The organism is Methylomonas sp. MK1, assembly GCF_000365425.1.
GTDB lineage: Bacteria > Pseudomonadota > Gammaproteobacteria > Methylococcales > Methylomonadaceae > Methylomonas.
The window spans coordinates 1,263,686-1,288,227 of sequence record NZ_AQOV01000002.1; the positions used below are offsets into that span (position 1 = coordinate 1,263,686).

Annotated in this window: 21 protein-coding genes; 12 read left to right on the top strand and 9 right to left on the bottom strand. The window is 54.1% G+C overall.

Going from position 1 to position 24,542, the window contains the following annotated elements; translation table 11 throughout:
• The first annotated feature begins 24 nt into the window (after window positions 1-24).
• Window positions 25-591, top strand: a complete 567-nt coding sequence (locus G006_RS0122600; protein ID WP_020485503.1) for a thioredoxin family protein — start codon at window positions 25-27, stop codon at window positions 589-591.
• A 112-nt stretch (window positions 592-703) separates the two neighbouring features.
• Here G006_RS0122600 and G006_RS0122605 read toward each other — a convergent pair whose 3' ends face one another.
• Window positions 704-2,284 (bottom strand): methyl-accepting chemotaxis protein, encoded by a 1,581-nt coding sequence (locus G006_RS0122605; protein WP_020485504.1) that lies wholly within the window; start codon window positions 2,282-2,284, stop codon window positions 704-706.
• Window positions 2,285-2,496: 212 nt separating this feature from the next.
• On the opposite strand from G006_RS0122605, the gene G006_RS0122610 reads away from it, so the two are divergent.
• The 3 genes from G006_RS0122610 to G006_RS0122620 are packed head-to-tail and all read left to right on the top strand — an operon-like array spanning window position 2,497 to window position 5,011.
• Window positions 2,497-3,534 carry a YjgN family protein gene (locus G006_RS0122610; protein WP_160167694.1) on the top strand — a complete coding sequence of 346 codons (1,038 nt, stop codon included), beginning with the start codon at window positions 2,497-2,499 and terminating at the stop codon, window positions 3,532-3,534.
• Complete coding sequence (locus tag G006_RS0122615) at window positions 3,535-4,548, top strand: M48 family metallopeptidase (RefSeq protein ID WP_020485506.1); 1,014 nt, start codon at window positions 3,535-3,537, stop codon at window positions 4,546-4,548.
• A gap of 49 nt (window positions 4,549-4,597) precedes the next feature.
• Complete coding sequence (locus tag G006_RS0122620) at window positions 4,598-5,011, top strand: Dabb family protein (RefSeq protein ID WP_020485507.1); 414 nt, start codon at window positions 4,598-4,600, stop codon at window positions 5,009-5,011.
• Between the two features lie 53 nt (window positions 5,012-5,064).
• Here G006_RS0122620 and G006_RS0122625 read toward each other — a convergent pair whose 3' ends face one another.
• From G006_RS0122625 to amrB, 7 genes are all read right to left on the bottom strand, one after another.
• Window positions 5,065-5,694 carry a bifunctional 4-hydroxy-2-oxoglutarate aldolase/2-dehydro-3-deoxy-phosphogluconate aldolase gene (locus G006_RS0122625; protein ID WP_020485508.1) on the bottom strand — a complete coding sequence of 210 codons (630 nt, stop codon included), beginning with the start codon at window positions 5,692-5,694 and terminating at the stop codon, window positions 5,065-5,067.
• A 90-nt stretch (window positions 5,695-5,784) separates the two neighbouring features.
• Entirely contained in the window at window positions 5,785-7,230 is a 1,446-nt protein-coding gene (gnd, locus tag G006_RS0122630; RefSeq protein ID WP_020485509.1) for a decarboxylating NADP(+)-dependent phosphogluconate dehydrogenase, read from the bottom strand.
• A gap of 141 nt (window positions 7,231-7,371) precedes the next feature.
• Window positions 7,372-9,192, bottom strand: coding sequence for a phosphogluconate dehydratase (gene edd / locus G006_RS0122635; RefSeq protein WP_020485510.1), 1,821 nt, complete (start codon window positions 9,190-9,192; stop codon window positions 7,372-7,374).
• 105 nt (window positions 9,193-9,297) lie between these two features.
• Complete coding sequence (gene pgl, locus G006_RS0122640) at window positions 9,298-10,008, bottom strand: 6-phosphogluconolactonase (protein WP_020485511.1); 711 nt, start codon at window positions 10,006-10,008, stop codon at window positions 9,298-9,300.
• Between the two features lie 31 nt (window positions 10,009-10,039).
• Window positions 10,040-11,506 carry a glucose-6-phosphate dehydrogenase gene (zwf, locus tag G006_RS0122645; RefSeq protein WP_020485512.1) on the bottom strand — a complete coding sequence of 489 codons (1,467 nt, stop codon included), beginning with the start codon at window positions 11,504-11,506 and terminating at the stop codon, window positions 10,040-10,042.
• A 204-nt stretch (window positions 11,507-11,710) separates the two neighbouring features.
• The gene (gene amrA, locus G006_RS0122650; RefSeq protein ID WP_020485513.1) at window positions 11,711-12,268 is read right to left on the bottom strand and encodes an AmmeMemoRadiSam system protein A; all 558 of its coding nucleotides are present in this window, start codon (window positions 12,266-12,268) and stop codon (window positions 11,711-11,713) included.
• Entirely contained in the window at window positions 12,255-13,034 is a 780-nt protein-coding gene (gene amrB / locus G006_RS0122655) for an AmmeMemoRadiSam system protein B (RefSeq protein ID WP_020485514.1), read from the bottom strand. The genes amrA and amrB overlap by 14 nt, the downstream gene beginning before the upstream one ends.
• Before the next feature lie 158 nt (window positions 13,035-13,192).
• On the opposite strand from amrB, the gene amrS reads away from it, so the two are divergent.
• Complete coding sequence (gene amrS / locus G006_RS0122660) at window positions 13,193-14,275, top strand: AmmeMemoRadiSam system radical SAM enzyme (RefSeq protein ID WP_020485515.1); 1,083 nt, start codon at window positions 13,193-13,195, stop codon at window positions 14,273-14,275.
• A gap of 15 nt (window positions 14,276-14,290) precedes the next feature.
• Here amrS and G006_RS0122665 read toward each other — a convergent pair whose 3' ends face one another.
• Window positions 14,291-15,085, bottom strand: a complete 795-nt coding sequence (locus G006_RS0122665; RefSeq protein WP_020485516.1) for an EAL domain-containing protein — start codon at window positions 15,083-15,085, stop codon at window positions 14,291-14,293.
• Between the two features lie 326 nt (window positions 15,086-15,411).
• Between G006_RS0122665 and G006_RS27330 the strand changes: the two genes are divergently transcribed.
• The 7 genes from G006_RS27330 to G006_RS0122700 all read left to right on the top strand — a co-directional run bounded on the left by G006_RS27330 (window position 15,412) and on the right by G006_RS0122700 (window position 24,538).
• Window positions 15,412-16,257 (top strand): OmpA family protein, encoded by an 846-nt coding sequence (locus G006_RS27330; protein ID WP_020485517.1) that lies wholly within the window; start codon window positions 15,412-15,414, stop codon window positions 16,255-16,257.
• A gap of 23 nt (window positions 16,258-16,280) precedes the next feature.
• On the top strand, window positions 16,281-16,829 hold the full coding sequence (locus G006_RS0122675; protein WP_020485518.1) for a V4R domain-containing protein: 549 nt from the start codon (window positions 16,281-16,283) through the stop codon (window positions 16,827-16,829).
• Between the two features lie 33 nt (window positions 16,830-16,862).
• The gene (locus tag G006_RS0122680) at window positions 16,863-17,276 is read left to right on the top strand and encodes a roadblock/LC7 domain-containing protein (protein WP_020485519.1); all 414 of its coding nucleotides are present in this window, start codon (window positions 16,863-16,865) and stop codon (window positions 17,274-17,276) included.
• Window positions 17,277-17,296: 20 nt separating this feature from the next.
• Window positions 17,297-17,740: a roadblock/LC7 domain-containing protein gene (locus G006_RS0122685; RefSeq protein ID WP_020485520.1), complete on the top strand. Its 444-nt coding sequence runs from the start codon at window positions 17,297-17,299 to the stop codon at window positions 17,738-17,740.
• Window positions 17,741-18,029: 289 nt separating this feature from the next.
• Window positions 18,030-20,492 carry a TonB-dependent siderophore receptor gene (locus G006_RS0122690; RefSeq protein WP_020485521.1) on the top strand — a complete coding sequence of 821 codons (2,463 nt, stop codon included), beginning with the start codon at window positions 18,030-18,032 and terminating at the stop codon, window positions 20,490-20,492.
• 122 nt (window positions 20,493-20,614) lie between these two features.
• Window positions 20,615-21,235: a YfiR family protein gene (locus tag G006_RS0122695; RefSeq protein ID WP_020485522.1), complete on the top strand. Its 621-nt coding sequence runs from the start codon at window positions 20,615-20,617 to the stop codon at window positions 21,233-21,235.
• Between the two features lie 3 nt (window positions 21,236-21,238).
• Complete coding sequence (locus G006_RS0122700; RefSeq protein ID WP_020485523.1) at window positions 21,239-24,538, top strand: PAS domain S-box protein; 3,300 nt, start codon at window positions 21,239-21,241, stop codon at window positions 24,536-24,538.
• The last annotated feature ends 4 nt before the right edge of the window (window positions 24,539-24,542 follow it).

The window sequence follows — 24,542 nt, forward strand, 5'->3', positions numbered from 1 at the left end:
TGTTTTGACTCAACAGGATTAGCCATGGCCGCGACAGCCTCCACTATGCTGCCTCTGGGCAGTATCGCCCCAGACTTTTGTTTGCCGGATACCGTAACCGGCCGCGAGTATGCTTTGCAGGACTTGAAAGGCGAGCGCGGCACCTTGATTTTGTTTATCTGCAACCACTGCCCGTATGTGTTGCACATTAAAGAGCAGTTGATCGCTATTGCCCGGCAATACGCCGCCTCAGGCATTGCGACGGTGGCGATCAGTGCCAATGACATCGAAAACTACCCGCAGGATGCGCCGGATAAAATGCAGCAGATGATGGCGGAATGGGGGCATCCCTTTGCCGCGTATTTGTACGACGAATCGCAGGCGGTGGCCAAGGCGTATCAGGCGGCCTGTACCCCGGATATTTATCTGTTCGATGCCGGTCTGGCTTGCGTTTATCGGGGCCGCCTGGACGGCGCCACGCCGAAGAATGCGGTGCCGGTAACCGGCGAGGATTTGCGCAAGGCCCTGGATCAGTTGCTGGCCGGACAGCCTATCGACGCGGCACAAATTCCCAGCATCGGCTGTAACATCAAATGGAAACATGCGGAGTAGTTGACGGTAATCCGGAGCAGGTTACCACCCTGGTAAAACCGCCGTTTAGGTGTTTGATCTTTCCTGGCTTCTGCCTGTGCAGAAGCGCTCTCAGACTTTGCCGTGTGCGTTTCTAGCGTTGTATATCGTCGAATTGCTCAACCAACATATCAAGTTCTTTGCTGAGTTCCGAGACACCGCCGCTGGCCGTGCTGGCATGAACCGCATGCTCTGTGGTTTGTCGCGATAAGGTGCCGACGGCTTCTACCGTTCTGGAAATTTCTTCGGAAACGATATGCTGTTGTTCGGCGGCGCTGGCGATCTGCACGATCATGTCGTTAATAATATTGACCGATAGCGTGGTTTGTTGCAGTGATTCGGTGGAGTTTTTTCCGTGTTCCGCACCGGTTGCCGCCATTTCCCTGACTTTAGCCATTTCCTCTACGGCGTTGTTCACGCCGGAGCGCAGGCCGTCTATCATTTTGTGAATTTCCTCCGTGGATTTTTGCGTGCGTCCGGCCAAGGTTCTGACTTCGTCGGCCACCACCGCAAATCCCCGGCCTTGCTCGCCGGCGCGCGCCGCTTCAATGGCGGCATTGAGTGCCAAAAGGTTTGTTTGTTCGGCAATCCCTTGAATCACATCAAGTACGCCGCCGATTTTCTTGCTGTGATCGGCTACAATTTTGATGACCGTTTCGGCTTGGTCGACCGCGATCACTAAGCGGTCTATCATTTGGATGGTATTGTTGACCCGCGATAGCGTCTCCTGCGATTGCTGATTGACGTCGTTGGCGGCTTGGGCGGCGTTGGCTGCGCTGCGGGCTACCTCGCTGACTGTGGCGCTCATCTGGTGTATCGCCGATGCAATCTGTTCGATTTCCGACAGCTGTCTATCCATTGCCACGCTGACTTGGTTGACTGCTCTGTAACTCGTATCTGCTTTGCCTGCCAAGGGCTCGGTCGCTTGAGTTAGACGGCGAATGATGGTTCTGGATTTTGCTTTTAACAGTTTCACCGCCAACAGTAATTGCCCAACCTCGCTGCTGTCAGCGGTGTAAATCTGCTGCATCACCGGATTGTCGATAACCCCGCGAGCTTCCGCCGCGGCAACTTTTAAGGGTTGTAAGACTAAAGAAACCCAGACATAACCGGCAGCTAGAGGGGCGGCAAAAACTGCTGCCGCTACCCCAAAACCGCTAGTCTCGGTCATGTATAGGCTGACGGCGGTCGTCAATTGAATCAGCGCAAACCCGGCGGTCAGTTTGCCGGACAAACCGATGCGGCTCAGAGGCGAATCGATATTTTTGCCGTTGTTCAGTTTTTCGTAGACAGTATTGGCGCGGGCTACGCTAGTGCTGTCCGGTTTAACCCGCACCGATTCGTAGCCGACGATCTTGCTATTTTCGAAGCGTGGTGTGACAAAAGCATCCACCCAGTAATGGTCACCGTTTTTACAGCGATTTTTGACGATACCCATCCACGGCCGGCCGCTCTTCACGGTTTGCCACAAATCGGCGAATGCGGCGGACGGCATGTCGGGATGGCGAACGATGTTATGGCTTTGGTTTAACAGCTCTGTCGTGCTAAAGCCGCTAATCTCCAAAAAATCTTGGTTAACATAATTGATGTTGCCGGCGGGATCGGTCCCGGAAGTGATGGTGGCCGAAGACGCGTAAATCACTTCACGTTGGGTAACGGGTAGGTTTTTTCTCATTTTTATACTGGGTAGGCAGAGATAGAAAGGTAAGTCCCCACGCAAGTGCTTGCTGACTTGGCTGTACCGCTATTGTTGACAAAGTATAAAGGGCTTTACCGCGTTTGCAAAAACCGGCCAATAATTAGGGTTTGGTATCCGCGCCGGATTTTGTTGTTAGATACCGGCGATGCACTATGCTTGCAACGGAAAAACCTAAAAAGAGGATGGAAATGACAGAATATCAATCACGGCAGTTGCAATTCAGCGGTAGCGGTGGCGAGTATTTCCGGATTTGGATCGTCAATGTCTGCTTGAGTATTGTCACTTTGGGAGTTTACTCGGCCTGGGCCAAAGTCAAACGTAATCAATATTTTTACCGGCACACTACTTTAGCCGGCGCGAGTTTTGACTATCACGGCGATCCTAAGGCGATTTTGAAGGGACGGATCGTCGCCTTTTTATTGTTTGCTTGCTATACCTTGGTCGGTAAATTCGATCAGGTGGCGGGGTCGGCTATTCTGCTGGTGATCATAGTCGCCATGCCCTGGCTGCTGATGCGTTCGCTCCGCTTCAGGCTGCATAACACCAGTTACCGGGGCTTACGTTTTGCCTTTCATGGCAGCACCGGGGCGGCGTATTTCAATTTTCTGCTATTGCCGGTGTTGTCGGCGTTGACCCTGGGTTTGCTCTGGCCGCTGGCGCAACAGCGCATGGCCCGTTATACCCGTGAAAACAGCACGTATGGCAGCGAGTTTTTTAAGTTCTTCGCCGGTAGCGGCGCTTATTACCGTATCTATTTTATGACGATATTTATCGGCGTATTAGTGTTTGCCGGTCTGATGACCAGCGTCATGTTGCTCGGCAGCAAAGAGCTGATTCCGGTGGAGGCAGACCAATTGGTGGCGATGAGCGTCTTGGTAGCCTCGATAGGTACATATTTGGCCTTGTTTTTACTGGCTTATCCCTATGTTGCGGCGCGTTTGCAGAATTTGGTCTGGAATAACACACAATTGGGGCCGCATGGCTTTCAGGCCCAGCTGCGGGCGCGGGAGATGCTGGGCATCATGTTTGGTAATGTACTATTGACTTTGTTGACCTTGGGCTTGTACAAGCCGTTTGCCGACATCCGCTTGGCGCGTTATCGCATCGAGCACGTGGCCTTATTGCCGCAGGGCAGCATTGACGATTTTGTGGCCGGTTTGCAGACTAATAGCTCGGCGGCAGGAGAGGAAATGGCCGAGATGTTTGATTTCGATATTGCCTTGTAAATGTGGCTCACGGCTGTTTACTACGACGGGCGGCAAGCCCGGCCGCATCCCGTCACCCTCTGTGTGGAAGGGGATAAACTGTTGTTGCAGGGCCGGGACATTGTGCGGCGCGAAGAGTTAAACGGTCTGAAAATTCCGCCGCCGCTCGGCAGCACGCCGCGCCTGATTTTGTTCGCCGACGGCGGCCGTTGCGAAGTGGCCGATCGGCAAGGCTTTGCCGAGATGTTACAGGATGCAGGTAATAGTGCGGTGGCCGGTATGGAGAACAGCTGGTGGTATGCGTTGGCGGCGCTGCTGTTAACTTTGAGCCTGCTTGCGGTTGTGTATTTGTTTGGACTGCCTTATGCGGCGCGGGTCGTGGCTGACCGGGTGCCGGTTTATCTGCTGGAGCGGATGGATAATCAGTTTTTCGCCAGCCTCGATCAAACCTTGTTGATGCCCAGTAAACTAGCCGAGGAACGTCGGCACACCGTTCAGGATGGCATGCAGCGCCTGGTCTTGCCTCCGGGTCAGGACCGTCCGGCGCACATTGAATTTCGCGCTAGCCCGACCTTGGGCGCCAACGCCTTCGCTTTGCCCGGCGGCAGCGTACTTGTACTTGATGACTTGGTGAATTTGGCAAGTAACGACCAAGAAATTTTGGCGGTTCTGGCCCATGAAATGGGCCATGTTCATGAAAAACATGCCTTGCGGCAAATGTTACAGGCGTCCGTGGTCGGTTTGGCGATGGCTTGGTACATTGGCGATGTCAGTAGTCTGCTGGCCGTCGCGCCGACCGTATTATTACAAACCCGCTATTCGCGCGATTTCGAACGCCGGGCCGACGCTTTTGCCGCCGAATTGTTGCGCGCTAACGGTATTCCGGTTAGCCGGCTGGCCGATATATTGGAAAAACTGGAGGCCGCTCATCAAACCGCCGCGCCGAAACAGCCGGTAGAATCGGTTGAAGCGCTGGATTATTTATCCAGTCATCCCAACACCGAGGAACGGATCAAACGCTTGCGCGGCTTGTAACATGCTCGGCAGCCGGGTTAATTGATATGTATCAGGAGAACAAAAAACCATGAAACGTCTTTATGTCCTTGCGCTGGTGGGGCTACTGGCAGTCGGCGGAACCGGCTGTGCCTATACTGCCAAGCCAGACCAGCAGGCGCAAAATCGCAAAGTGCATCACGTGGTCATAGTCTGGTTGAAACAGGCTGGTGATGAAAAACTGCGGCAACAATATATTCAAGACAGTGCAGGCTTGGCTAAATTGCCGGGCGTGCTGGCTTACGATGTCGGTACACCGGCGGCGATTAATCGTGGACGTGCGAACGCTGCGTTAGATGAAAGCTATGATGTGGCGGTATCCAGCGTTTACGAAAGTCAGCAGGCTTACGAGGCGTTTTTAAAAAATCCGGACTATCTGCGCGTGGCGCAACAGGTGCTGCGGCCCTTAGTGGATAAGTATAGGGTTTACGATTTTATTGAATGATACCGAGCAAGTTTGAGTCGGGTTGGGCGCTGGCCGCAACCCGACTCTGTAGTCTATTTTTTCAAAGCGGAGGCTTCCGCGGCGCGGCGAGTAATTTCCGCCCAATCGCCGGCATCGACCAGTTCGGATGGTGCCATCCACGAGCCGCCCACGCAGGCGACATTGCTTAGCGCCAGATATTCCACCGCGTTTTTCGGATTGACGCCGCCGGTCGGGCAGAAGGTCACTTGCGGCAAGGGGCCGCCGATGGATTTCAGCATCGGGATGCCGCCCGCCGCTTCGGCCGGGAAAAACTTCATCGCGGTAATGCCTCTGTCCATCAAGCGCATTACTTCGCTGGGGGTGATGACGCCTGGCAAAATCGGTACGCCGGAAGCCAGAGCCGCATCCAGCAAACTGTCCGTGACGCCTGGGCTGACGATGAATTCTGCGCCGGCATCAATGGCGTTTTTCAGCGTTTGGGTATTGATAATGGTGCCGGCACCGACAATTGCGCCCGGTACTTCGGCTTTGATGCGGCGGATGGCATCCAGTGCTACCGGCGTGCGCAAGGTGATTTCCAATACTTTTAATCCGCCTTCCACCAATGCGCGGGCCAAAGGCACGGCTTGATCGAGTTGATTGATTACCATCACCGGCATTACCGGCGAGGTGGTCATGACTTCTTTTATTGATACGGTCATTTCTTATTTTCCTAATGTGATGGTGCTTGGAAAACCCACGCCGTGAAGCGTGCGTGTTTGACAAAACAGTAACGGTCTAATGCCTTAGCCTTAAACCGTATAGGTTGTCGATGCGGTTTTGCCGCCGTGTCCGGTCCAGTCGGTATGAAAAAACTCGCCTCTGGGTCGGTCGGTACGTTCATACGAGTGCGCGCCGAAATAGTCTCTTTGTGCTTGCAGCAGATTGGCTGGCAGTCTTTCGGTGCGGTAGCCGTCAAAATAGGCCAAGGCAGACGAGAAGGCCGGCGTTGGAATGCCCAATTGTATGCCCAGTATCACGGCTTGGCGCCAGCCCGCTTCGGCTTGTTTCATGGCATCGACGAAGAAATCGGCCAGCAGCAAGTTTTCCAGATCGGGGTTTTGCTGGTAAGCCTGTTTGATGTCGTTCAGAAATTGGCTACGAATGATACAGCCACCGCGCCACATCAAGGCAATCTCGCCGTAATTCAGCGCCAGTTTGTATTCCTTGGCGGCTTCGCGCATCAGCCGAAAACCTTGTGCGTAGGAAATGATTTTCGAAGCGTATAAGGCTTGGCGGATAGCCTGAATCATCGCCGCTTTGTCGCCGCTAAAGCTGGCGCTGGTTTTCGGCAAGGCTTTGGCTGCGCGGATGCGCTCGTCTTTTTGCGCGGACAAACAGCGGGCAAAGACCGATTCGCCGATCAGAGTCAGCGGGATACCTAAGTCCAGCGCATTGATGCCGGTCCATTTGCCGGTGCCTTTTTGGCCGGCGGTATCCAGGATGCTGTTCAACAGCGGTTGGCCGTTGTCTTCTTTGTAAGCCAGGATGTTGGCGGTGATTTCGATCAAATACGAGCTTAATTCGCCTTGATTCCACTCGGCAAAAATCGCCTGCATCTCGTCCGTGCTCAAGTTCAGCCCTTCGGCCAGCAATTGATACGCTTCGCATATCAGCTGCATGTCGCCGTACTCGATGCCGTTATGCACCATCTTTACATAGTGACCAGCGCCGTTATCGCCTACCCATTCGCAGCAGGGGTCGCCGTCGACATGGGCGCTGATCGCCTGAAAAATCGGCTTAACCGCCGGCCAGGCTGCTTGGTTACCGCCGGGCATGATAGACGGACCGTGCCGGGCGCCTTCTTCCCCGCCGGATACGCCGGTGCCTACGTAGAGTAAGCCTTTTTCCTGCAAATATTGAGTGCGGCGGTTGGTGTCGGTAAACAGCGAATTGCCGCCATCGATGATGATGTCGCCCGCCGATAGCAAGGGGAGCAAGTCGTCGATGTATTGATCGACGACAGTACCGGCCTTGACCATTAACATCACCTTGCGCGGCGATTCCAGGCTATCCACCAGTTCTTCCAGAGAATGCGTGCCGACGACTTGGGTGTTTTTAGCCGGGCCGTCCAGAAACTCATCGACTTTGCTGGTGGTACGGTTATACACCGCTACCTTGAAGCCATGATCGTTCATGTTCAGGACCAAATTTTGTCCCATGACGGCCAGGCCGATTAAACCGATATTTGCTTTCATGTGCTTGCCTACTGTAAACGTTGTCGTTGTGGGGTTATGACACAATGTTGCTTAATTCTGGTTTCAAGAAAGACGTCCTTCCGTGGAAGGACGGATTTGGCAAAGTGAAACTAAGACGGCATTGCTTAAAACGTGTGAATATCAGTCCACGAAAAACAGATTGGTCGCCCCGGTTTCCGAGGTGGAGGCGTTTGCTCGCATCGCGCCAAACAGTTCGCGACCCATGCCGAAATGGTGGCCGGTAGCGCTGTTAGGAGTCGGCACCCGGGCATCGAATTCGGCTTGATCCACTTGGACGTTGACTTCGCCGGTTTGCGTGTTTAAGGCAATGATGTCGCCGTCGCGGACTTTAGCCAGCGGACCGCCGTCTATGCATTCCGGCCACATGTGGATCGCCGATGGCACCTTGCCGGACGCTCCGGACATTCTGCCGTCCGTGACCAAGGCGACATGAAAGCCGCGGTCTTGCAATACGCCCAGCACCGGGGTCAGTTTATGCAATTCCGGCATGCCGTTGGCTTTCGGGCCCTGGAAGCGCAGCACTACGATCACGTCTTTTTCCAGTTCGCCGCGTTTAAAGGCCGCTACCACGTCCAATTGGTCATCGAAGACCATCGCTGGCGCAGTCACCACCTGATGTTTTTCCGCAACAGCGGAAATTTTCGATACGCCGCGGCCCAGGTTGCCGTGCATCACATGCAGACCGCCACCCGTAGCGAAGGGTTGTTCCACGCTGCTAATCACTTCCGGGTCCAGTGAGCTGGCAGGCCCTTGCTCCCAAACCAGTTTGTCGCCGTTCAAAGTTGGCACTTGGCTGTATTGAGCCATGCCGCGCTGGTCGCCGATGGTCAGAATGTCACCGTGCAATAAACCATGCTCGAGCAATTCCTGGATCAATAAACCCATGCCGCCGGCGGCCTGGAACTGATTGACGTCGGCCGGGCCGTTCGGATAAATCTTGGTCAATAACGGGATGGCTTTTGACAGATTATCGAAATCGTCCCAGTTGATGATAATGCCCGCCGCGCGGGCGATGGCGATCAAATGGATGGTATGGTTGGTCGAGCCGCCGGTTGCCAGCAAACCGATAATCGCGTTGATGATGGCTTTTTCGTTGACGACGTGGGCAATCGGCCGGAAGTCGTCACCCAGTGCGGTGAATTTCAACACTTGTTTGGCGGCGGCTTTCGTCAATTCGTCGCGCAACGGGGTATACGGGTTGACGAAGGAACTGCCGGGCAAGTGCAAGCCCATGATCTCCACCATCATCTGGTTACTGTTGGCGGTGCCGTAGAACGTGCAGGTGCCGGGGCTATGGTAAGCCTTGGATTCCGATTCCAGCAGTTCTTTTTCGCCGACTTTGCCTTCGGCGAACTTTTGCCGGGTGCGGGATTTTTCCTTGTTGGAGATACCCGTAGTCATTGGGCCGGCGGGCACGAAAACGGCCGGCAGATGGCCGAAGCTCAAGGCGCCGATCAGCAAGCCGGGCACGATTTTGTCGCACACGCCCAAATACAAGGCGGCGTCGAACATGTTGTGGCTCAAGCCGATAGCGGTGGAGAGCGCGATCACGTCGCGGCTGAACAGCGATAACTCCATGCCCGGCATGCCTTGCGTCACGCCGTCGCACATGGCCGGCACGCCGCCCGCGAATTGGGCGACACCGCCGGCTTCGCGTACGGCCTGCTTAATCAATTCCGGATAGTGTTGATACGGTTCGTGCGCCGACAGCATGTCGTTGTAGGCGGAGATAATGCCGACGTTGGCTTTCACGGCATGCGACAGGGCGTCTTTTTCAGCCGCCGAACACACGGCAAAACCATGGGCCAGATTCGCGCAAGGCAGGTTGGTGCGTTGAGGGCCGTTGGCAATAGCGGCATCAATGCGGGCCAGATAGGCAGCGCGGCTTTCTCGGCTACGTTCCACCACGTCGGCGGTCACTTTTTCTAAAACAGGATGCATAAGCTCTCCAGGGCAGCAGATGGGGTGGTGTCGACGCGCCGAACGGCGTTTTGGAATCGAGAGTAAGTGGTTATGCGCGTCTAACCCCCCCCTAAAATTAAGCGACTAAGGTGCCCAGTACAATTCCACCGGCACGTCTTCCTGATTCAATAAGGCTCGGATCGGCATGTCCTCTAACGGACCCTGTTTCTGGGCGCTGTTGAATACCGCCAACTTATCTTCGCCGGTGAACAAAATAACGATGCGTTCTGACTTTAATAAGGCGCTGCGGGTCAAGGTCAGGCGTTCCGTATTGGGGCCAGTCACTTCGCTCTGAATGGCGGTGATGGCTGCGGTCAGATTTTGATTGTCCTCGCTCAACGCGTAGGCCAGACCTTCGGCGTGCGGAAACAGCGAGGCGGTATGACCGTCCGGTCCCATGCCGACGATGCTCAGCGTGAAAGGCTGCGGCAGTTTGGCGTAGCGGTCTTCGGTTTCGGCTTGGCCTTGTTTGGCTGTGCTAGCCAGGGTTTTCATACCGATAAACTCGACGTTTTTGGCGTTGTTAATCAGCAGACTGCGGCGGATTAATGCCTCGTTGCTGGCGCTGTGTTGATTATCCACCCAGCGTTCGTCCACCAATGCCACCTTGATTTTTTTCCAATTCAAATCGGATTTGGACAAAGCTTCGTAAAGCGGGGCAGGGGTGCTGCCGCCAGATACTAATAAAGTCGCTTGACCGTGTTTGCTGACGGCTTCGGATAAAACATCCTGGCATTCGGCGACCAAGGCGGTAAACAGGTGACTACGTTGTTCGAAAAAAAATTCTCTAACCATGTTCGTTGTTCTCGTGATGGATACAGATTGATTACTCTTCCCAGGAACGGCCGTCGCGGGCCAATAATGCCACTGAGGCAATCGGCCCCCAGCTGCCCGCCGGGTAAGATTTTGGAGCGCTGTGGCTTTGTTCCCAGGCGTCTTGGATCGAATCGACCCAGGCCCAGGCTTGCTCGATTTCCTCGCGGCTTAAAAACAGCGTCGGGTTGCCGCGCAGGGCTTCCAGAATCAGTTTTTCATAGCCACCGAAGATGCTGTTCTTCTTGAAGGTTTCCGAGAAACTCAAGTCCAGCTTGGTTTGTTGCAACTTGATGTTGCCGTCTATGCCAGGTACCTTATTCAGCATCACCACGTCCACGCCTTCGTTGGGCTGTAAATGGATCACCAGTTTGTTGGCCGGCAAATCGCGGAAGCTGTCCTTAAAGATGTTATGCGGCAACTGCTTGAAGTTGACGACGATTTCGGTACGCTTATTGGGCATGCGTTTGCCGGTACGCATATAAAACGGCACGCCGGCCCAGCGCCAGTTGTCGATGTCCACCCGAATCGCCACGAAGCTTTCGGTGGTGCTTTCTTTGTTGGCACCTTCCTCTTCCAGGTAACCCGGCACCGCCGCGCCTTTGATGAAACCGGCGGTATATTGGCCGCGCACGGTTTTCTCTTCGACATTGCGCGCAGTAATCGGCCGTAAGGCTTTTAATACCTTGATTTTTTCCATGTGGATGCTTTCCGCTTCCAGATCGGCCGGCGGCTCCATCGCCACGAAAGTCAGAATCTGCAGCAAATGGTTTTGCAGCATGTCCCGCAGCTGGCCGGTTTTATCAAAGTATTCCCAGCGGCCTTCGATGCCAATATCCTCGCCCACTGTGATCTGAATATGGTCGATGGTGTTGTGGTTCCAGTTGGTGGTAAAAATGGAATTGGCGAAACGCAGGGCCAGCAGGTTCAATACCGTTTCTTTGCCCAGGTAATGGTCGATTCGGTAGACCTGATCTTCCTGGAATACTTCTTCGACGACGTCGTTGATTTCCTTGGACGATTTCAGGTCATGGCCGATGGGTTTTTCCATGACCATCCGCGATTCGGCGGTCAATACGCCGCAACTTTGCAGGCCCTGGCAAATGCTTTTGAATAGAAACGGCGCCACGGCGAAATAGTTGACCATCACCCGCTTTTCCGGATCAACTGCGGCATTCAACTGTAGATATTGCTCCGGTTGAGTCAGGTCGATTTTCAGATACGATAATCTTTGCGACAGCCGGCCCCAGATTTCGGGGTTTATCTCTTTGTGTAAGAACGATTTCAGGCTGTTATGAGCAATTTGGACGAAGCCTTCGCTGGTTTCCTCCAGTCGATCAACGCCGATAATGCGGGTATCGGCTTCCAGCAAATTGGATTTTTCCAGACGATACAACGAAATCAGTAACTTTCGTTTCGATAGATCACCCAATGCGCCGTAAATCACCAGGTCGCAAGGTTTGTAATTTTGATTTTTCATCAGTGATACCAGGAATGAAGAAGAGGGTTGATCGGCTTTGGCATGTCGATTTCAGCGCGCAAAATAAACGCACGTTGCAGGAAACTCTGGGCCCGGATCAGTCGAAAATGCCGCTATTATAATGTTCGTTGCCGGTTCGGAACAAGATCAAAGGCCGCCAAGGCCGGATTTACTTGGGTTGGTGGCGCACGAAACGGTTGACAGTTAGCCGAACATCTCGGTGGTATAACGATAGGCTTGCATCGTGTCCGACCAATAGGCGGCGGGTAAGCCGGCCTTTTGTTTTAGGTGTTGTAAAAACTGGGCGGGATCGGGTAAATCGTCCCATACCGAGGGCAGGAAAGTGCCGCGCCGTCCGTCTTCCTGCAAGATGATGCCGTCGATGCCGGGGCGAAGTTGTGCAATCAGATCCGCTTCCGAAGCGAATTTCATCGCGACGGCGGGGCTAAGTACGGAAATATGCAGATCAAGATCGGCCAGTTCCTCGGCAGCCAGCGGCGGAAAACGCCGATCCCGGAAAGCGGCCGCAAAGGCGTTTTCCGCCACATCTTCCGCCAAAGGCCTTACCGCTTCCAGCATGCCGATACAACCGCGCAATTGGCCGCGGAGTTCCAGCGTGACGAAAGTCGCGCAGATTTCGCGTAATTCCGCTGGATAGCTCTCCAAATCGACCGGTAACGGCCGACCGGTTTGCAGGCCGTGGGCTATGGATTGCCGGGCTAGTTCCAGCAACCGAGTTTGCAAGGTTTTAGTCAACGACATAGGCGCCGTACCCCACGACTTGCTGTTTGTCGCCGGCCGTGTCGCCGGAATTGCGCAGATCTATGGTTTTAATAGACAGGCCTTTTTGTTTCAGTAGTTTCAACAAGCCGTTGACCGGCACCTTGCCGCAGGCGGCCTCGCCGCAGATTTCGGTGTATTGCAAATGCTCTATCATTCGGCTGGTCGCCTGGTCCAGGCGTTTGGCGGTGTCGTAGTCGTGATAATGGCTTAGGTCGGAACTGATGACCAGTAAGGTTTCATCGCCGCCCCACAACAGCTCCAGCGCCTGACTGACTTGCTCGGGACTGGCGTCGCCGGCCACGATGGGGACCAATGTGAATTGCTGTAACACGGCCTGCAAAAACGGCAGATGTACTTCCAGGCTATGTTCCAGGGTGTGGGCTTGTTCAATGTATTCGACAAACGGCAAATTCAATAAGGCTTCGATGGCGGCTTTATCTACCTCGACATCGCCGAGCGGTGTGGTGTAAGCGTGGGTTCTACTGACAGCCAGACCGCGAAAAGCCACGCGATGTGAGGGACCGATCAGTACCACGCGGGTAATACTGGCAGCGGCCGGCTTCAAACGGGCATAGGCGGTAGCCGCTATCGGCCCGGAATAAATGTAGCCGGCATGCGGCACGATCATGGCTTTGGGTACTTTGCCCGATTGGCTGACGTCCTGTAAATAGCCGGACACCGCGTCATGGAGTTGCTGGGGGTGGGCAGGATAAAACCGTCCTGCCACGGCGGGTTTTCTGTTCATGCGCTGATCCTTTTTTTTTAAAGTTTTAATACGATCAGAGGCCGGGTGGACCGCGGCCTATCAAAAAATTGAATACCACGCTCGCCCAGGGTTTATTCTACTGCTAACTCTTGCAGATAACGACCCGATTTTATGCTTGGGGTTCAAGGAGCATCGCCATGACTACTTTACTCAGCGCGGATACCGCAGCCACCCATTATTGGCATGTTGTGGCGGACGGCAAAGTGCAGTGCGACTTGTGTCCGCGCTTTTGCAAATTGCATGAAGGCCAGCGCGGCTTGTGTTTTGTGCGGCAGAATCTGCACAGTCAAATCGTGATGACCAGTTACGGCCGCTCCAGCGGTTTTGCCATCGATCCTATCGAGAAAAAACCACTGAACCATTTTCTACCCGGCACGCCGATTTTTTCCTTTGGTACCGCCGGCTGCAATTTGGCCTGCAAGTTTTGCCAGAATTGGGACATCAGCAAGTCGCGGGAGATGGATACGCTGATGAGCCTGGCCTCGCCGGAAGCAATAGCCAGAGCCGCGCTGGAACACGCTTGCAGCAGCGTCGCCTATACCTACAACGATCCGGTGATTTTCCACGAATACGCCATCGATACGGCTCAAGCCTGCCGGGAGCTGGGTTTGAAGTCTGTGGCGGTCACGGCCGGCTATGTCTGTGCGGAGCCGCGCGCCGAGTTTTATCGCTACATGGATGCCGCCAATGTCGATCTAAAAGCTTTTTCCGAAGATTTTTACCACAAGATCACCGGCGGCCATTTGCAAGCGGTGCTGGAAACGCTGCAATATTTAAAACACGAAACCCCGGTCTGGTTGGAGTTGACTACGTTGCTGATTCCCGGCGCAAACGATTCCGAGACGGAGTTGGAAGCCATGACGCAATGGGTGGTCGAGCATTTGGGAGCGGATGTACCCATGCATTTCACTGCGTTTCATCCGGATTGGAAAATGACGGATACGCCGCCCACGCCGCGATCCACATTATTGCTGGCGCGCAGCATTGCCTTGAAAAACGGCGTGCGTTACGCCTATGTCGGCAATGTTCACGACAAGTCGGCGGAGAGCACTTATTGCTATAGTTGCGGCAAAATTTTGATCGGTCGCGATTGGTATGAGTTGTCGGATTGGAATTTGGATGCCGCCGGCAATTGCCGGTTTTGCGGTAGTTCCTGCGCGGGCGTATTCAATCCCTTACCGGGCGATTGGGGCGCTAAACGCCAGGCGGTAAGGCTTTAATTGGCTGATTTACTGCTAAGACCAGGCATCCGCATTGATTTGGCCGATAGCCTGAAATGCGGGTTTGCAGAATAAGTAACCTTGAAATAGCGTGACGCCGCAGGCCAACAGAAAATCGCGCTCAGCCTTGGTTTCAATGCCTTCCGCCAGCACTTCAATGCCGAGTTCGCGGCAGATTTGCACAACCCCGGCGACAATCGCCTGCTTGGGCTTACTGAGATTGATGTCGCGTACTAAATCCATGTCCAGTTTCAGTACATCCGGCTGGAATTCGGCGAGCAGGTTCAGGCCGGCGTAGCCCGCGCCGAAATCGTCGATTGCGGTTTTAAACCCGAAGCGCCGGTATTCGGTGAATATATCGATTAAATGCGGACGGTCGGACACATCCTCTCCCTCGACCACTTCGAAAATGATGCGGTCTTTGGAAAAGTTGTAGCGTTGCGCAGCCTCAAAAGTCGAGCGGATGCAGGCTTCGGGTTGGTAAACGGCATTCGGCATGAAATTAATCGACACAAATTCTTGGATACCCAATCTCGCTGCGCCTTCCACAGCTTTAATCCGGCAGTTTTGGTCGAAGCGATAGCGGTTGGCATCGGTCACTTTGCCTAATATCGATGCGGCCGATTCGCCGTTAACGCCGCGCACCAGGGCTTCGTGAGCAAAAATGGTTCGGGCAAAAAAATTGACGATGGGTTGATAGGCAAAACTAAAGTCGAAATCCAGTTCCTCCAAGTCTCGGCAACGGTTGCAACCGGGTAGGTCGTTACTGGTGTGGGCTTGCGGGGAATTTGGCGCGGTTTTTTCTGGCATAGCGTATTCTCGAAATCGATATCAGGATGTTAGCCATCCTTGCTTAAGCGGGGGCGTTCTTTGCGGTCATAATTATCAAGTGTAGCGAAGTTCATTGGAATAAATGTTTAATTCGCAAGCTTTCGATGCTACTGGATCAGCTTGATTTCAGGATTCACTTAAGTATTTAAGTGTCAAATCCTAAGATTTAATTATTTGAACCAGCATGAACTTTGATTATGCATGGAAACTTGCATATGATAGTCCAACAAATTTAAGTCGGTGCCTGCTCACACTCTCCCTGCAAATATTCAGCAGGCTTGGCAAACGGAACTTAAGGGAATTCCATGAAAAAACCTCGATCACTCGATCACGACGGCCTGGATGGCATCATTCCGTCTACGGACAAAGCGCGGCTTAAATCCGGCAATCCGCAAGGCAAATCAGACAAAACCCTAAAAAAGCCTATGCACAGCAATGTGCCATGGTTGCTTGGTGTGATTGGTTCACTGGCCTTGCTTGCGGTATTTGTGCCGGATTTAACGCAAAAGCCGGAAGCCGTTACCCAGACCGCAGCCCTAAATAATCAGGCAACGCCAGTCAAAAGCCCGGCGTCAGAGCTGCTTGTAGCCGCGGAAAATGCTGATACCCCAGCGCCGCAGCCCCCAGCCGAAGCGGCTCCAACAATGGTTGCCGAGGCTAAATCGGATCACGCGCTTGCAGCAAATCAAAACGCACAACAATCGGCCGCCGGCGATGCCGACATTCAGACCCCTGACGCATTGCCTGAGTTACCCACCGAACCGACCGCGGCGGGTATTCCCAAAGCGTCACCGGATACCGTTGCGCAAACGTCTGTCACGACGCCTTTTACCGTGTATTTCAAATTCGATTCCAGCAAATTGACGCCGGAATCAGCTAATAGCGGCAACGAACTATTGAGCGCGGCCAAAGGCTGCCAGAAGCGGATAAAGCTGATCGGGCATACCTGCAATTTGGGTAGCGATGCCGCCAACTTACAGTTGGGCTTGGCGCGGGCCAATGCCGTTAAAAAACTGTTGATCGCCAAAGGTATCGGCTCAACAGCCATCTTCACCGCATCGGAGGGCATGAGAAAACCGGCGGCGCCGAACGATACCAAAGAGGGCCAGGCCTTAAATCGTCGGGTCGAATTGCAGTGTGTGGATAATTAACCGAATTGAAGAGGGTAGACGCCATGATACAAAACAGTAAATCAGACTATCAGATAGCCCAACAGCAAATTCTCGACGGCATTATTTCAGGCGAGTTCGATATCGAAAACCGCAAAGATTTGGGGCCCTTAATTCCAATCCGCTTGTTTCAAGCTCTGCGCATGGTGGCGCTGGGATCGAACGTGGAAGACATATTAGGGCAGGGCGCGCCGTCGCTGGTTTACCATTCCGGCCAGAGTTTGGGCTTGGCCATGGGGCAGATTGCCGCCGCCAATATCGATAAAGACCTGGAAACCTATGTCGGCAAAATCAAATTGCTGTGCCGACAGCTCAGCATTGGCTTGGTAGTGCCGGATAAAGTGGACTTGTCAGCGGGGGTGTTGGAGTTAAGGGTGGACGAATGCGTTTCCTGTGCCGGTATCCATCATGTGTCTGCGCCTATCTGCCATTTCGAAGCCGGCATGGTCGGCGGCATCGTCAGAACCTTTTTCAATCGCAATGTGAAGGCGACCGAAACCAAGTGCAATGCGCTGGGCGACAAGACTTGTTTAATCCGCGTCGATTTACTGTAGGTTGATAATTATTAAAAGAATCAGGAGAGCAGCATGAGTAGTAATGTCCAATTTCTCGACCCGCGAAAATCTCAGAACAACGAAATCGATTCCATTTTGCGTAATCTGATGAACATCCAGGGCGTATCGGCGGCGGCCATTGTCGACAGCGACGGCTTTGTCACGCATATCCACCGCGATTTCGAAATCAACACCGACGCCATCGGCGCCTCCGTGCAGGTGGTATTCGGCGCGGCGGCGAAAGCGGCGCAACACGTCGGCCATCATTTGACCAATATGGTGATTTGCGAAAACAACGATGGTTATATTTTATCCACGCCGATTGACGGGGGCTTCATTTTGGCTCTGGTAACCCAGCGGGAAGCCTTGTTGGGCCGGGTGCGGTTTGAATTAAAAGAAACCATTCCGGTATTGAAAAAATTGTTCACCAGTTATCTGGCCAATTAACCGCTGCCTAGAGCCTGAATATGCATTGGTTTGAATCGCAGTTGGCGCAGCTCGATACGCTCGCCGACGACTATCTCGCCGCGCGCCGACAACCTGCGGCCGACATCGTCAATGTCAGCGAAGCTACCCGCCTAAAGCGCGCGGCATTTATCGACGCCGTGCAGTCTGTGGTGGATAAAGTGGTCAAGATCGATGGCGTAAGCGCTTGTGCAGCCTACCACGACGGCCTGATTCTGGCCCAATCCGCCGAAGCGTCCAATATGGATGCGTTCGGGGCGATTATTCAGGAAACCATTCGTGCAGCGCAGCACGGTGAAACCTCGCTGGGTCTGGGCGAGATCGAACAGATCGTCATTGTCGGCGCCGTCAACAAGCTGGCAATGCTCAGCGTCGGGCCTATCATTTTGTGTATCTCCAGTCCTAAGGGCGTCAATTTGGCTTCTGTGTTGAGTCAGGCCAAATAGACAGCGGCAGCTGTCTACACACACCGTCGTTTCTTCCTTCTCGCCAGGTGGTTGCAAGAAACGCCATTCCCCTTGTTCGTAGAAATTGCCCTCCGTAGCCAACTGAACTAAGCTGATTAGCGAACGGCGGGCGTTGTCCCGCGGTTTCAAAAAAGAATAACTAGATCTTCGTTATTTACCCGGCCCTATTGATCACGGGGATGCCATTCGGGCTGAGTTCGTCGAAGTCCAGGCCGGTGTAGGCAATGTTTAAGGGCCGGGTTAATAAATCACTGAGGGGGGATGCAAAATGAAAGACTGTTGGTCTCAATTTGGCGTCGGCTTGGCTATCAGACTGGTTTTTGTGTTTAGTGTGTTGCGTCAGCCCGTAACGATGGCGGCGGAATTCGGCGGCGACTTCGAAGCTGATTCCCAGGCTGGCCAGACGTTTTCGGCTGATTTGAAAGCGGCTGACGATACCGTTATCGACACCAATCTTGCCGAACAGGCCGATGACGCCAGCAGGGATGTTGCGGATATGGATCTGGTTGAGCTGGTGAATGTCAAGGTGTCGCCGTTCGATGTCTCCTCGCAGCTCGATAGCGGGTACCTCGCCTCGAATTCGGTGTCCGGCTCTCGTTTCGATGCACCGATCAGCGACTTGCCGTTTGCGCTGCAAGCTTTCACCGAGTCCTTCATCAAGGATCAAAAGCCCCGCGATATTTTCGACATAGCCCGATATTCGCCAGGAGTCACTTACCGCAGCAACGACTTCAACGAAGGCAACGCCAATCTGGCGATTCGCGGCTTCGCAGTGGGTTCTCTGGCCGGCGGCAATATCCACACGCTGCGCGACGGCGTCCACGGTCCGTCCATTCTGGATTTCACTAATATCTCGCGGCTTGAAGTGGTCAAGGGGCCGGCATCGTTTCTGTACGGTCAGGTCGCACCGGGCGGTATTGTCAACGTCATCACCAAAAACCCGCAGCGGCGGTTTGCTGCTAACGCGGATGCGCGTTACGGCTCCTACGGCGAGTACCGTTTCGACGTTGACGTCACTGGACCGGCTACAAAAACCTTGTCCTACCGGTTGGCGGCGTCCTACGACCAGGATATGCATTACTGGGAGCCCTACGATGCGCATTCCTGGAATATCTCGCCTTCCTTGCTTTGGCAACCGAGCGACCGCCTAAGTGTCTCGTTAAAATACGAAAACTTCGAAAAAATTGAAGAGCCCCAGCTGATGCAAAAGCCCGGCTACAGCACCCAGGCCGGCGCGTTGCCTTCTGCCGCGGACCCCAACCTCTCCGGCGTCGATGTTCCGGGCTTGCCTAATAATTGGAACAGCATGGCCTACAGCGACTATCGGCATAGCAACACCCATAATCTCAGTACCTGGATGGACTTTAAGGCCGACGAACACTGGAATCTGCGTACCGGCTATTCGCATCTGGAATACGATGTCGATGCGTTGTTTACCGGTAACTTGGGCATGAGTAATAACACCACGTTGATGCAGGGTCGCCGGGTCAGGCAGCAAGCCTATAGCAACCGTGACGACACGATAGAACTGCAAGGCGTCGGCAAGTATGACCTGGGCTTCGCCAGTCTGCGCTTGCTGCTGGGCGGTCAATACATCGATCGCAACTTCCATCGCACTGCCGGCCAGGCGCCTAACGATCCGGCCTTGGGCAGCATTCCCACCGCTTCGCCCTTGCCTTTGTGGGATCTTGGCAATCCCCGCACCTGGAACCGCGATACGGCGATACCCTTATCCCGGCTGACGACCAGCGGCTCGGACGAGAATTTGAATGCGGTGGACAAATCGGTCTACGGCAGCTCTACCTTCGGTTTTTTCGATGACCGATTGTTGTTGTTGACCGGTTGGCGCTGGACTTCGACAGAAAGCCAATACACAAACCGCCAGACCAGCCAGGCGCAAGCTTCCACCGCGAGCACGGTCACACCCCAATATGGCCTACTCTACAAACTGACACCCGAATGGTCGTTGTTCGCCAGCTACGCCGAATCCTTTGTGCCCGGCACTTTTCCGGTCAACAATCTCGATGGCACCTCGTCGATTCCTAAGCCGACCGAGGGCTGGGGCTACGATGTCGGCATTAAGGCCGACTGGTTTGGCGGTCGGTTGTCCAGCACGCTGACTTACTTCGAGATCTTAAATAAAAACATCGTCAACGATATGGCGTTGACCAACTCCGCCGGCGGCATCACCATCTACGGTCTGCAAAGCGGCGAACAGCGTTCCAGGGGTATTGAATGGGACGCCACCGCTAAACTGACAGACGACTGGCAACTGTATCTATCCTACAGCTACATGGACGCCAGGATCACTGAATTCAGCGGTCGGGACCATGCCATCCTCGCCCAAGATCCCAGCACGCTCGACGCGGCTGGGCGGGCTAACTACAAGAACGTCAATCGTTTCCACAACGCTCCGCTGCAAATGAGCGCGCCGCATCTGGCCAACCTGTGGACGCGTTATGACTTTAGTGTGGAGGCGCTGCGCGGCCTGCATCTGGGCGGCGGTGTCAATCTGGTCTTCGATCAGACTTTGTTACCCGATAGCCCGGCTAGCTCGCGGCAAACTTATGCCTTGTTGAACGCCTTGATTGGTTATACCTGGGAAGTGGGAGGGCATAGTATGAGCGTGGATCTGATGGGCAAAAACCTGCTTGACGAACAATACCGGCCTTCGCAAAGCAGCCGTAGCAGGCCCCGCGAGTTGATGATCAACTTTTCGGTGAAGTTCTGAGCAGGGGCTAAGACTATGAAACTAGCCGACTATTGGTATTGTTTCGCTGCGGTAAGCCGGTGGGCCTTGGATGTTGCCGATATTGGGATTTATGCTGGATGTGTTACGCAAGGAGTAGGGGTTTGAGCGCGAATGCGGAGCTGTGTTGCGAACACTGCGCCGGCAATAGGGTATGTTCGAGGCGCAATGCCAAGGCAGCTCTTTGGCTGGTTGCGCTACTGCTGTTGCCCGGGTTGGCAGTCGGCCAGGAGGTGGTAGTAGATAACCCCTACAAAGTAAAAGCGGCCTTTCTGCGCAATTTTGCCCATTACGTCGTTTGGCCGGAACAGGCGCTTCCAGCCGGAAATGCGCCTTGGTGTATCGGAATTCTCGGACCCGATCCGTTTGGCGATATTTTGGAAACGACCTTGCGGGGGCGGACGGAGCAGGGCCGTACTTTTGTCATTGTTCGCGCCGCTACCCTGGCAGAGTTGCCGCCGTGTCAGATTGTGTTCATGACTTATCCGGATCCCGCAAAACGGCGCACGGCGCTGGCTGTATTAAAACAGCAACCGGTTCTGACGGTCAGTGACGAGCCGGAATTCTTGCCGGACGGTGGAGTCATAGGATTTGAAGTGACGGATAGGGTGCGGATGAGCATCAACCTCGACCAAGCCCGAGCGGTTTCCTTGACGATTCAGACCAAAATGTTGGAAGTTTCCAGCGAGATTTTGGAAAACGGCGAGATGCGCCGAATGAGATAAGCCATGTCCATCCATGCCACTATTTACAACAGACTTGCGGCCGTGCTTTGGGGGGCGGCGCTGTTGGCCTTTGTGTTGGCTGTGGCTGGGCTGGCACTGTTTCACCGCATGACCTTGGAACAACGCGTCCGGCAGATCATGGAACCTTACGCGCAGTTGGTCGCCGTGGGTACAGAGGCGGCGGTGGCTTTCGAAGACCCCGTGCGGGCTCAGGAAGTTCTGGATACCTTGCGCGCCAATCCGCAAATTCAAGAGGCGGATATTTTTTTGGATATAGGAAGGATGCTGGCCAGCCTCAACCACACCGCCTCCGAGCCGCCGCGGAATATGCCGGCCTTGCCCGATGGTATTTATTTAAACCACGATACCGCAGAGTTGCTGCAGGGGCTAAGCAAAGGCGGGCGTCTGCGCATTGTGATGGGTTTGGAGCAATTGAGTCAGCAAACGCACCAGTTATTCTGGTTATTCGGTGCCGGCATGCTGGTGCTGTTGGCGGCTACCTTAGGGCAGCTGGCGGTGCTGCGACGCACTATCATCCGGCCGATTGCTTCCTTAACAGTCGCTACCGAGCGTGTTCGGCAATCCGCCGACTACCGGCATCGAGTGCCTGCCGTCGGTACCGATGAGGTAGCGCGTTTGGCGCAAAGTTTCAACGCGATGATGGCTGCGGTGGAGGAACGCGAAATCGAACTGTCCCGGCTTAACGTCTTTCATCGCACGATTTTGGACAATGCGGCCTACGCTATTGTCTCTACCTCCACGGACGGCACTATCACCAGCTTCAATTTAGCGGCGGAGCGCTTGTTGGGTTATACGGCGGATGAGTTGATAGGTAAACAAACGCCGGCGCTTTGGCATGATAAAGCCGAGGTCGAGCGGTATGCTCAGAAATTGACTGAAGAACTGGGTGTCTTGATTCCTCCGGGATTCGAAGTCTTTACCGCGCGTCCCCAACGCCATCTACCCGAAGAAAACGAGTGGACTTTCATCCGCAAGAACGGCATACGCGTGCCGGTGAATCTTTCCATAACGGCCTTGCAGAATGAGGGCGGCGGCATCAGCGGATTCGTCGGCTTGATCTACGATCTTACCGAGCGTAAACAGGCCCAGCACCAACTGCAATTGCTGACTTTTGCCCTGGATCAGGTGAAGGAATCCATATTTCTGATGCCGGAGAACGATCCGAAGTTTCTCTATGCGAGCCAGGGTGCCGCCACCAAGCTAGGATACAGCCGTGATGAGCTCACCAGCGGTATGGGCGTGTTTGACATTGATCCCGGCTGGTCGCCGGAAGTGTGGGAGACATTCTGGCCGGAGTTGTCTGTGCGCCGCCAAATGCAATTCGAAACCCATCACCGGACGCGTGATGGCCGCGTGTTCCCGGTAGAAGTGACCGGTAACTACTTTGAGTTCGACGGGAAGATATACAACCTGGCAATTTGCCGGGATATTAGCGAGCGAAAAAACGCCGAGAAATTGTTGTCTGAATACGCCGCGATTGTTGAATCCACTGAAGATGCCATCATCGGTAAAACCCTCGACAGCATCATCACCAGCTGGAACAAGGGTGCGGAGCGCATGTTCGGCTACAGCGCCGACGAGATTGTCGGCGATTCAATTGCTATCCTGATACCCGACGAGTGCCGGAATGAAGAGAGGGAAATCCTGGATAGAGTGCGACGCGGAGAATCGATCAGACATTATGAGACGGTCCGCCGCTGTAAGCATGGGCAATTGATTGATGTCTCGGTAACGGTGTCGCCGCTGCGAAATTCGCAAGGCCAAATTGTCGGGGCTTCCAAAATTGCCCGCGATATCACTGATCGCAAACGCGCGGAAAACGAACTGATACGCTATCGAAATGAGTTGGAAGATACGGTACAGCAACGCACGGCTGAACTGCTGCTGGCTCGCGATGCCGCCGAAGCGGCTAATAAAGCCAAGAGTGTGTTTCTGGCCAATATGAGCCACGAACTGCGCACACCGATGAACGCTATTCTCGGCTTTTCCGGCATTCTGCTGAAAAACTCCCGGCTTCAGGACAGTGATCGCGCCAACGTCGAAATTATCAATCGTAGCGGCGAACACTTGCTGAACTTGATCAATGAGGTGTTGGAAATGGCCAAGATAGAAGCTGGCCGCGTCCAACTGGAAGAGGCGCCGTTCGATTTGGGGGAAATGGTGCTGGATGTGATAAAGATGATGCAGGTACGCGCTGCCGAGAAAAACCTGCAATTAGTCGTCGATCAGTCTTCGGCATTTCCGCGCTATATCATCGGGGACCAGGCCCGCTTGCGCCAGGTATTGATCAATCTGGTGGGCAACGCGTTGAAATTTACCCAGCAAGGTGGGGTCGTAATACGCCTGTCCACCAAGAACAACGCTATTGCCCATCTGTTGATTGAAGTGGAGGATTCCGGCCCTGGTATTACGGCTGAAGACCAAAAGCACATTTTCGAACCCTTTGTGCAGATCGGGCCGCTTGCCGACAACAAAGGCACGGGGTTGGGTTTAAGCATCACCCGGCAATTTGTGCAATTGATGAAGGGCTCTATCAGTCTGGAAAGTACACCGGGAAAGGGTTCGCTGTTTCGGATCGATGTGCCGCTGAAGCAGGCGCAGGAAGCCGATATTACCGATTTGTACCGATTGGAAGAACGCATGGTTCTGGGGCTGATGCCGGGGCAGGATAATTATCGGATTCTGATAATCGAAGATCAGCTGGAGAATCAATTATTGCTGGTGAATTTGATGGAAGCGGTGGGCTTTCAGGTTAAGGTAGCCGAAAATGGCGAGTTGGGCGTGGCATTATTCCAAAGCTGGCAGCCGCACTTAATCTGGATGGATAGGCAAATGCCCGTCATGGATGGTTTGGAAGCGACTAGAATCATTCGAACCTTGCCGGGCGGCAAACAGGTGAAAATAGTGGCGGTCACGGCGTCGGCTTTCACCGAGCAACGGACGGATATCATGGCGGCCGGCATGGACGACTTAATCTGTAAGCCTTACCGAGCCAACGAAATCTACGACTGTCTGACCCGGCTATTGGGCGTGCGCTATGTTTATGCCGACCCGCCGGCAATGTTGCCCGAGGACCTGATTTTGACCCCGGAGATGCTCGCAGTAGTGCCGCAGAATTTACGCGAGGATTTGGAGTTGGCGGTGAAAAATCTGGATAGCGAGCGTATAGGTGGCATTATTCAGCAGATTGCGGCGTACGATCTGCGGGTGACCGCGGCATTGACTCGGCTTGCCGAAAGTTATGAGTATCCGACGATACTCAAGGTACTGGGGACGAACTAAAACA

Bases quoted from the DNA above. Each gene is read 5' to 3' on its own strand.
- G006_RS0122620 (WP_020485507.1), top strand. From the start codon at position 4,598: ATGAAACGTCTTTATGTCCTTGCGCTGGTGGGGCTACTGGCAGTCGGC.
- G006_RS0122675 (WP_020485518.1), top strand. From the start codon at position 16,281: ATGATACAAAACAGTAAATCAGACTATCAGATAGCCCAACAGCAAATT.
- G006_RS0122665 (WP_020485516.1), bottom strand. From the start codon at position 15,085: ATGCCAGAAAAAACCGCGCCAAATTCCCCGCAAGCCCACACCAGTAAC.
- G006_RS0122615 (WP_020485506.1), top strand. From the start codon at position 3,535: ATGTGGCTCACGGCTGTTTACTACGACGGGCGGCAAGCCCGGCCGCAT.
- G006_RS27330 (WP_020485517.1), top strand. From the start codon at position 15,412: ATGAAAAAACCTCGATCACTCGATCACGACGGCCTGGATGGCATCATT.
- G006_RS0122625 (WP_020485508.1), bottom strand. From the start codon at position 5,694: ATGACCGTATCAATAAAAGAAGTCATGACCACCTCGCCGGTAATGCCG.
- G006_RS0122700 (WP_020485523.1), top strand. From the start codon at position 21,239: ATGTCCATCCATGCCACTATTTACAACAGACTTGCGGCCGTGCTTTGG.
- amrS (WP_020485515.1), top strand. From the start codon at position 13,193: ATGACTACTTTACTCAGCGCGGATACCGCAGCCACCCATTATTGGCAT.
- edd (WP_020485510.1), bottom strand. From the start codon at position 9,192: ATGCATCCTGTTTTAGAAAAAGTGACCGCCGACGTGGTGGAACGTAGC.
- gnd (WP_020485509.1), bottom strand. From the start codon at position 7,230: ATGAAAGCAAATATCGGTTTAATCGGCCTGGCCGTCATGGGACAAAAT.
- G006_RS0122600 (WP_020485503.1), top strand. From the start codon at position 25: ATGGCCGCGACAGCCTCCACTATGCTGCCTCTGGGCAGTATCGCCCCA.
- amrA (WP_020485513.1), bottom strand. From the start codon at position 12,268: ATGTCGTTGACTAAAACCTTGCAAACTCGGTTGCTGGAACTAGCCCGG.
- G006_RS0122605 (WP_020485504.1), bottom strand. From the start codon at position 2,284: ATGAGAAAAAACCTACCCGTTACCCAACGTGAAGTGATTTACGCGTCT.
- G006_RS0122610 (WP_160167694.1), top strand. From the start codon at position 2,497: ATGACAGAATATCAATCACGGCAGTTGCAATTCAGCGGTAGCGGTGGC.
- G006_RS0122685 (WP_020485520.1), top strand. From the start codon at position 17,297: ATGCATTGGTTTGAATCGCAGTTGGCGCAGCTCGATACGCTCGCCGAC.
- amrB (WP_020485514.1), bottom strand. From the start codon at position 13,034: ATGAACAGAAAACCCGCCGTGGCAGGACGGTTTTATCCTGCCCACCCC.
- pgl (WP_020485511.1), bottom strand. From the start codon at position 10,008: ATGGTTAGAGAATTTTTTTTCGAACAACGTAGTCACCTGTTTACCGCC.
- zwf (WP_020485512.1), bottom strand. From the start codon at position 11,506: ATGAAAAATCAAAATTACAAACCTTGCGACCTGGTGATTTACGGCGCA.
- G006_RS0122680 (WP_020485519.1), top strand. From the start codon at position 16,863: ATGAGTAGTAATGTCCAATTTCTCGACCCGCGAAAATCTCAGAACAAC.
- G006_RS0122690 (WP_020485521.1), top strand. From the start codon at position 18,030: ATGAAAGACTGTTGGTCTCAATTTGGCGTCGGCTTGGCTATCAGACTG.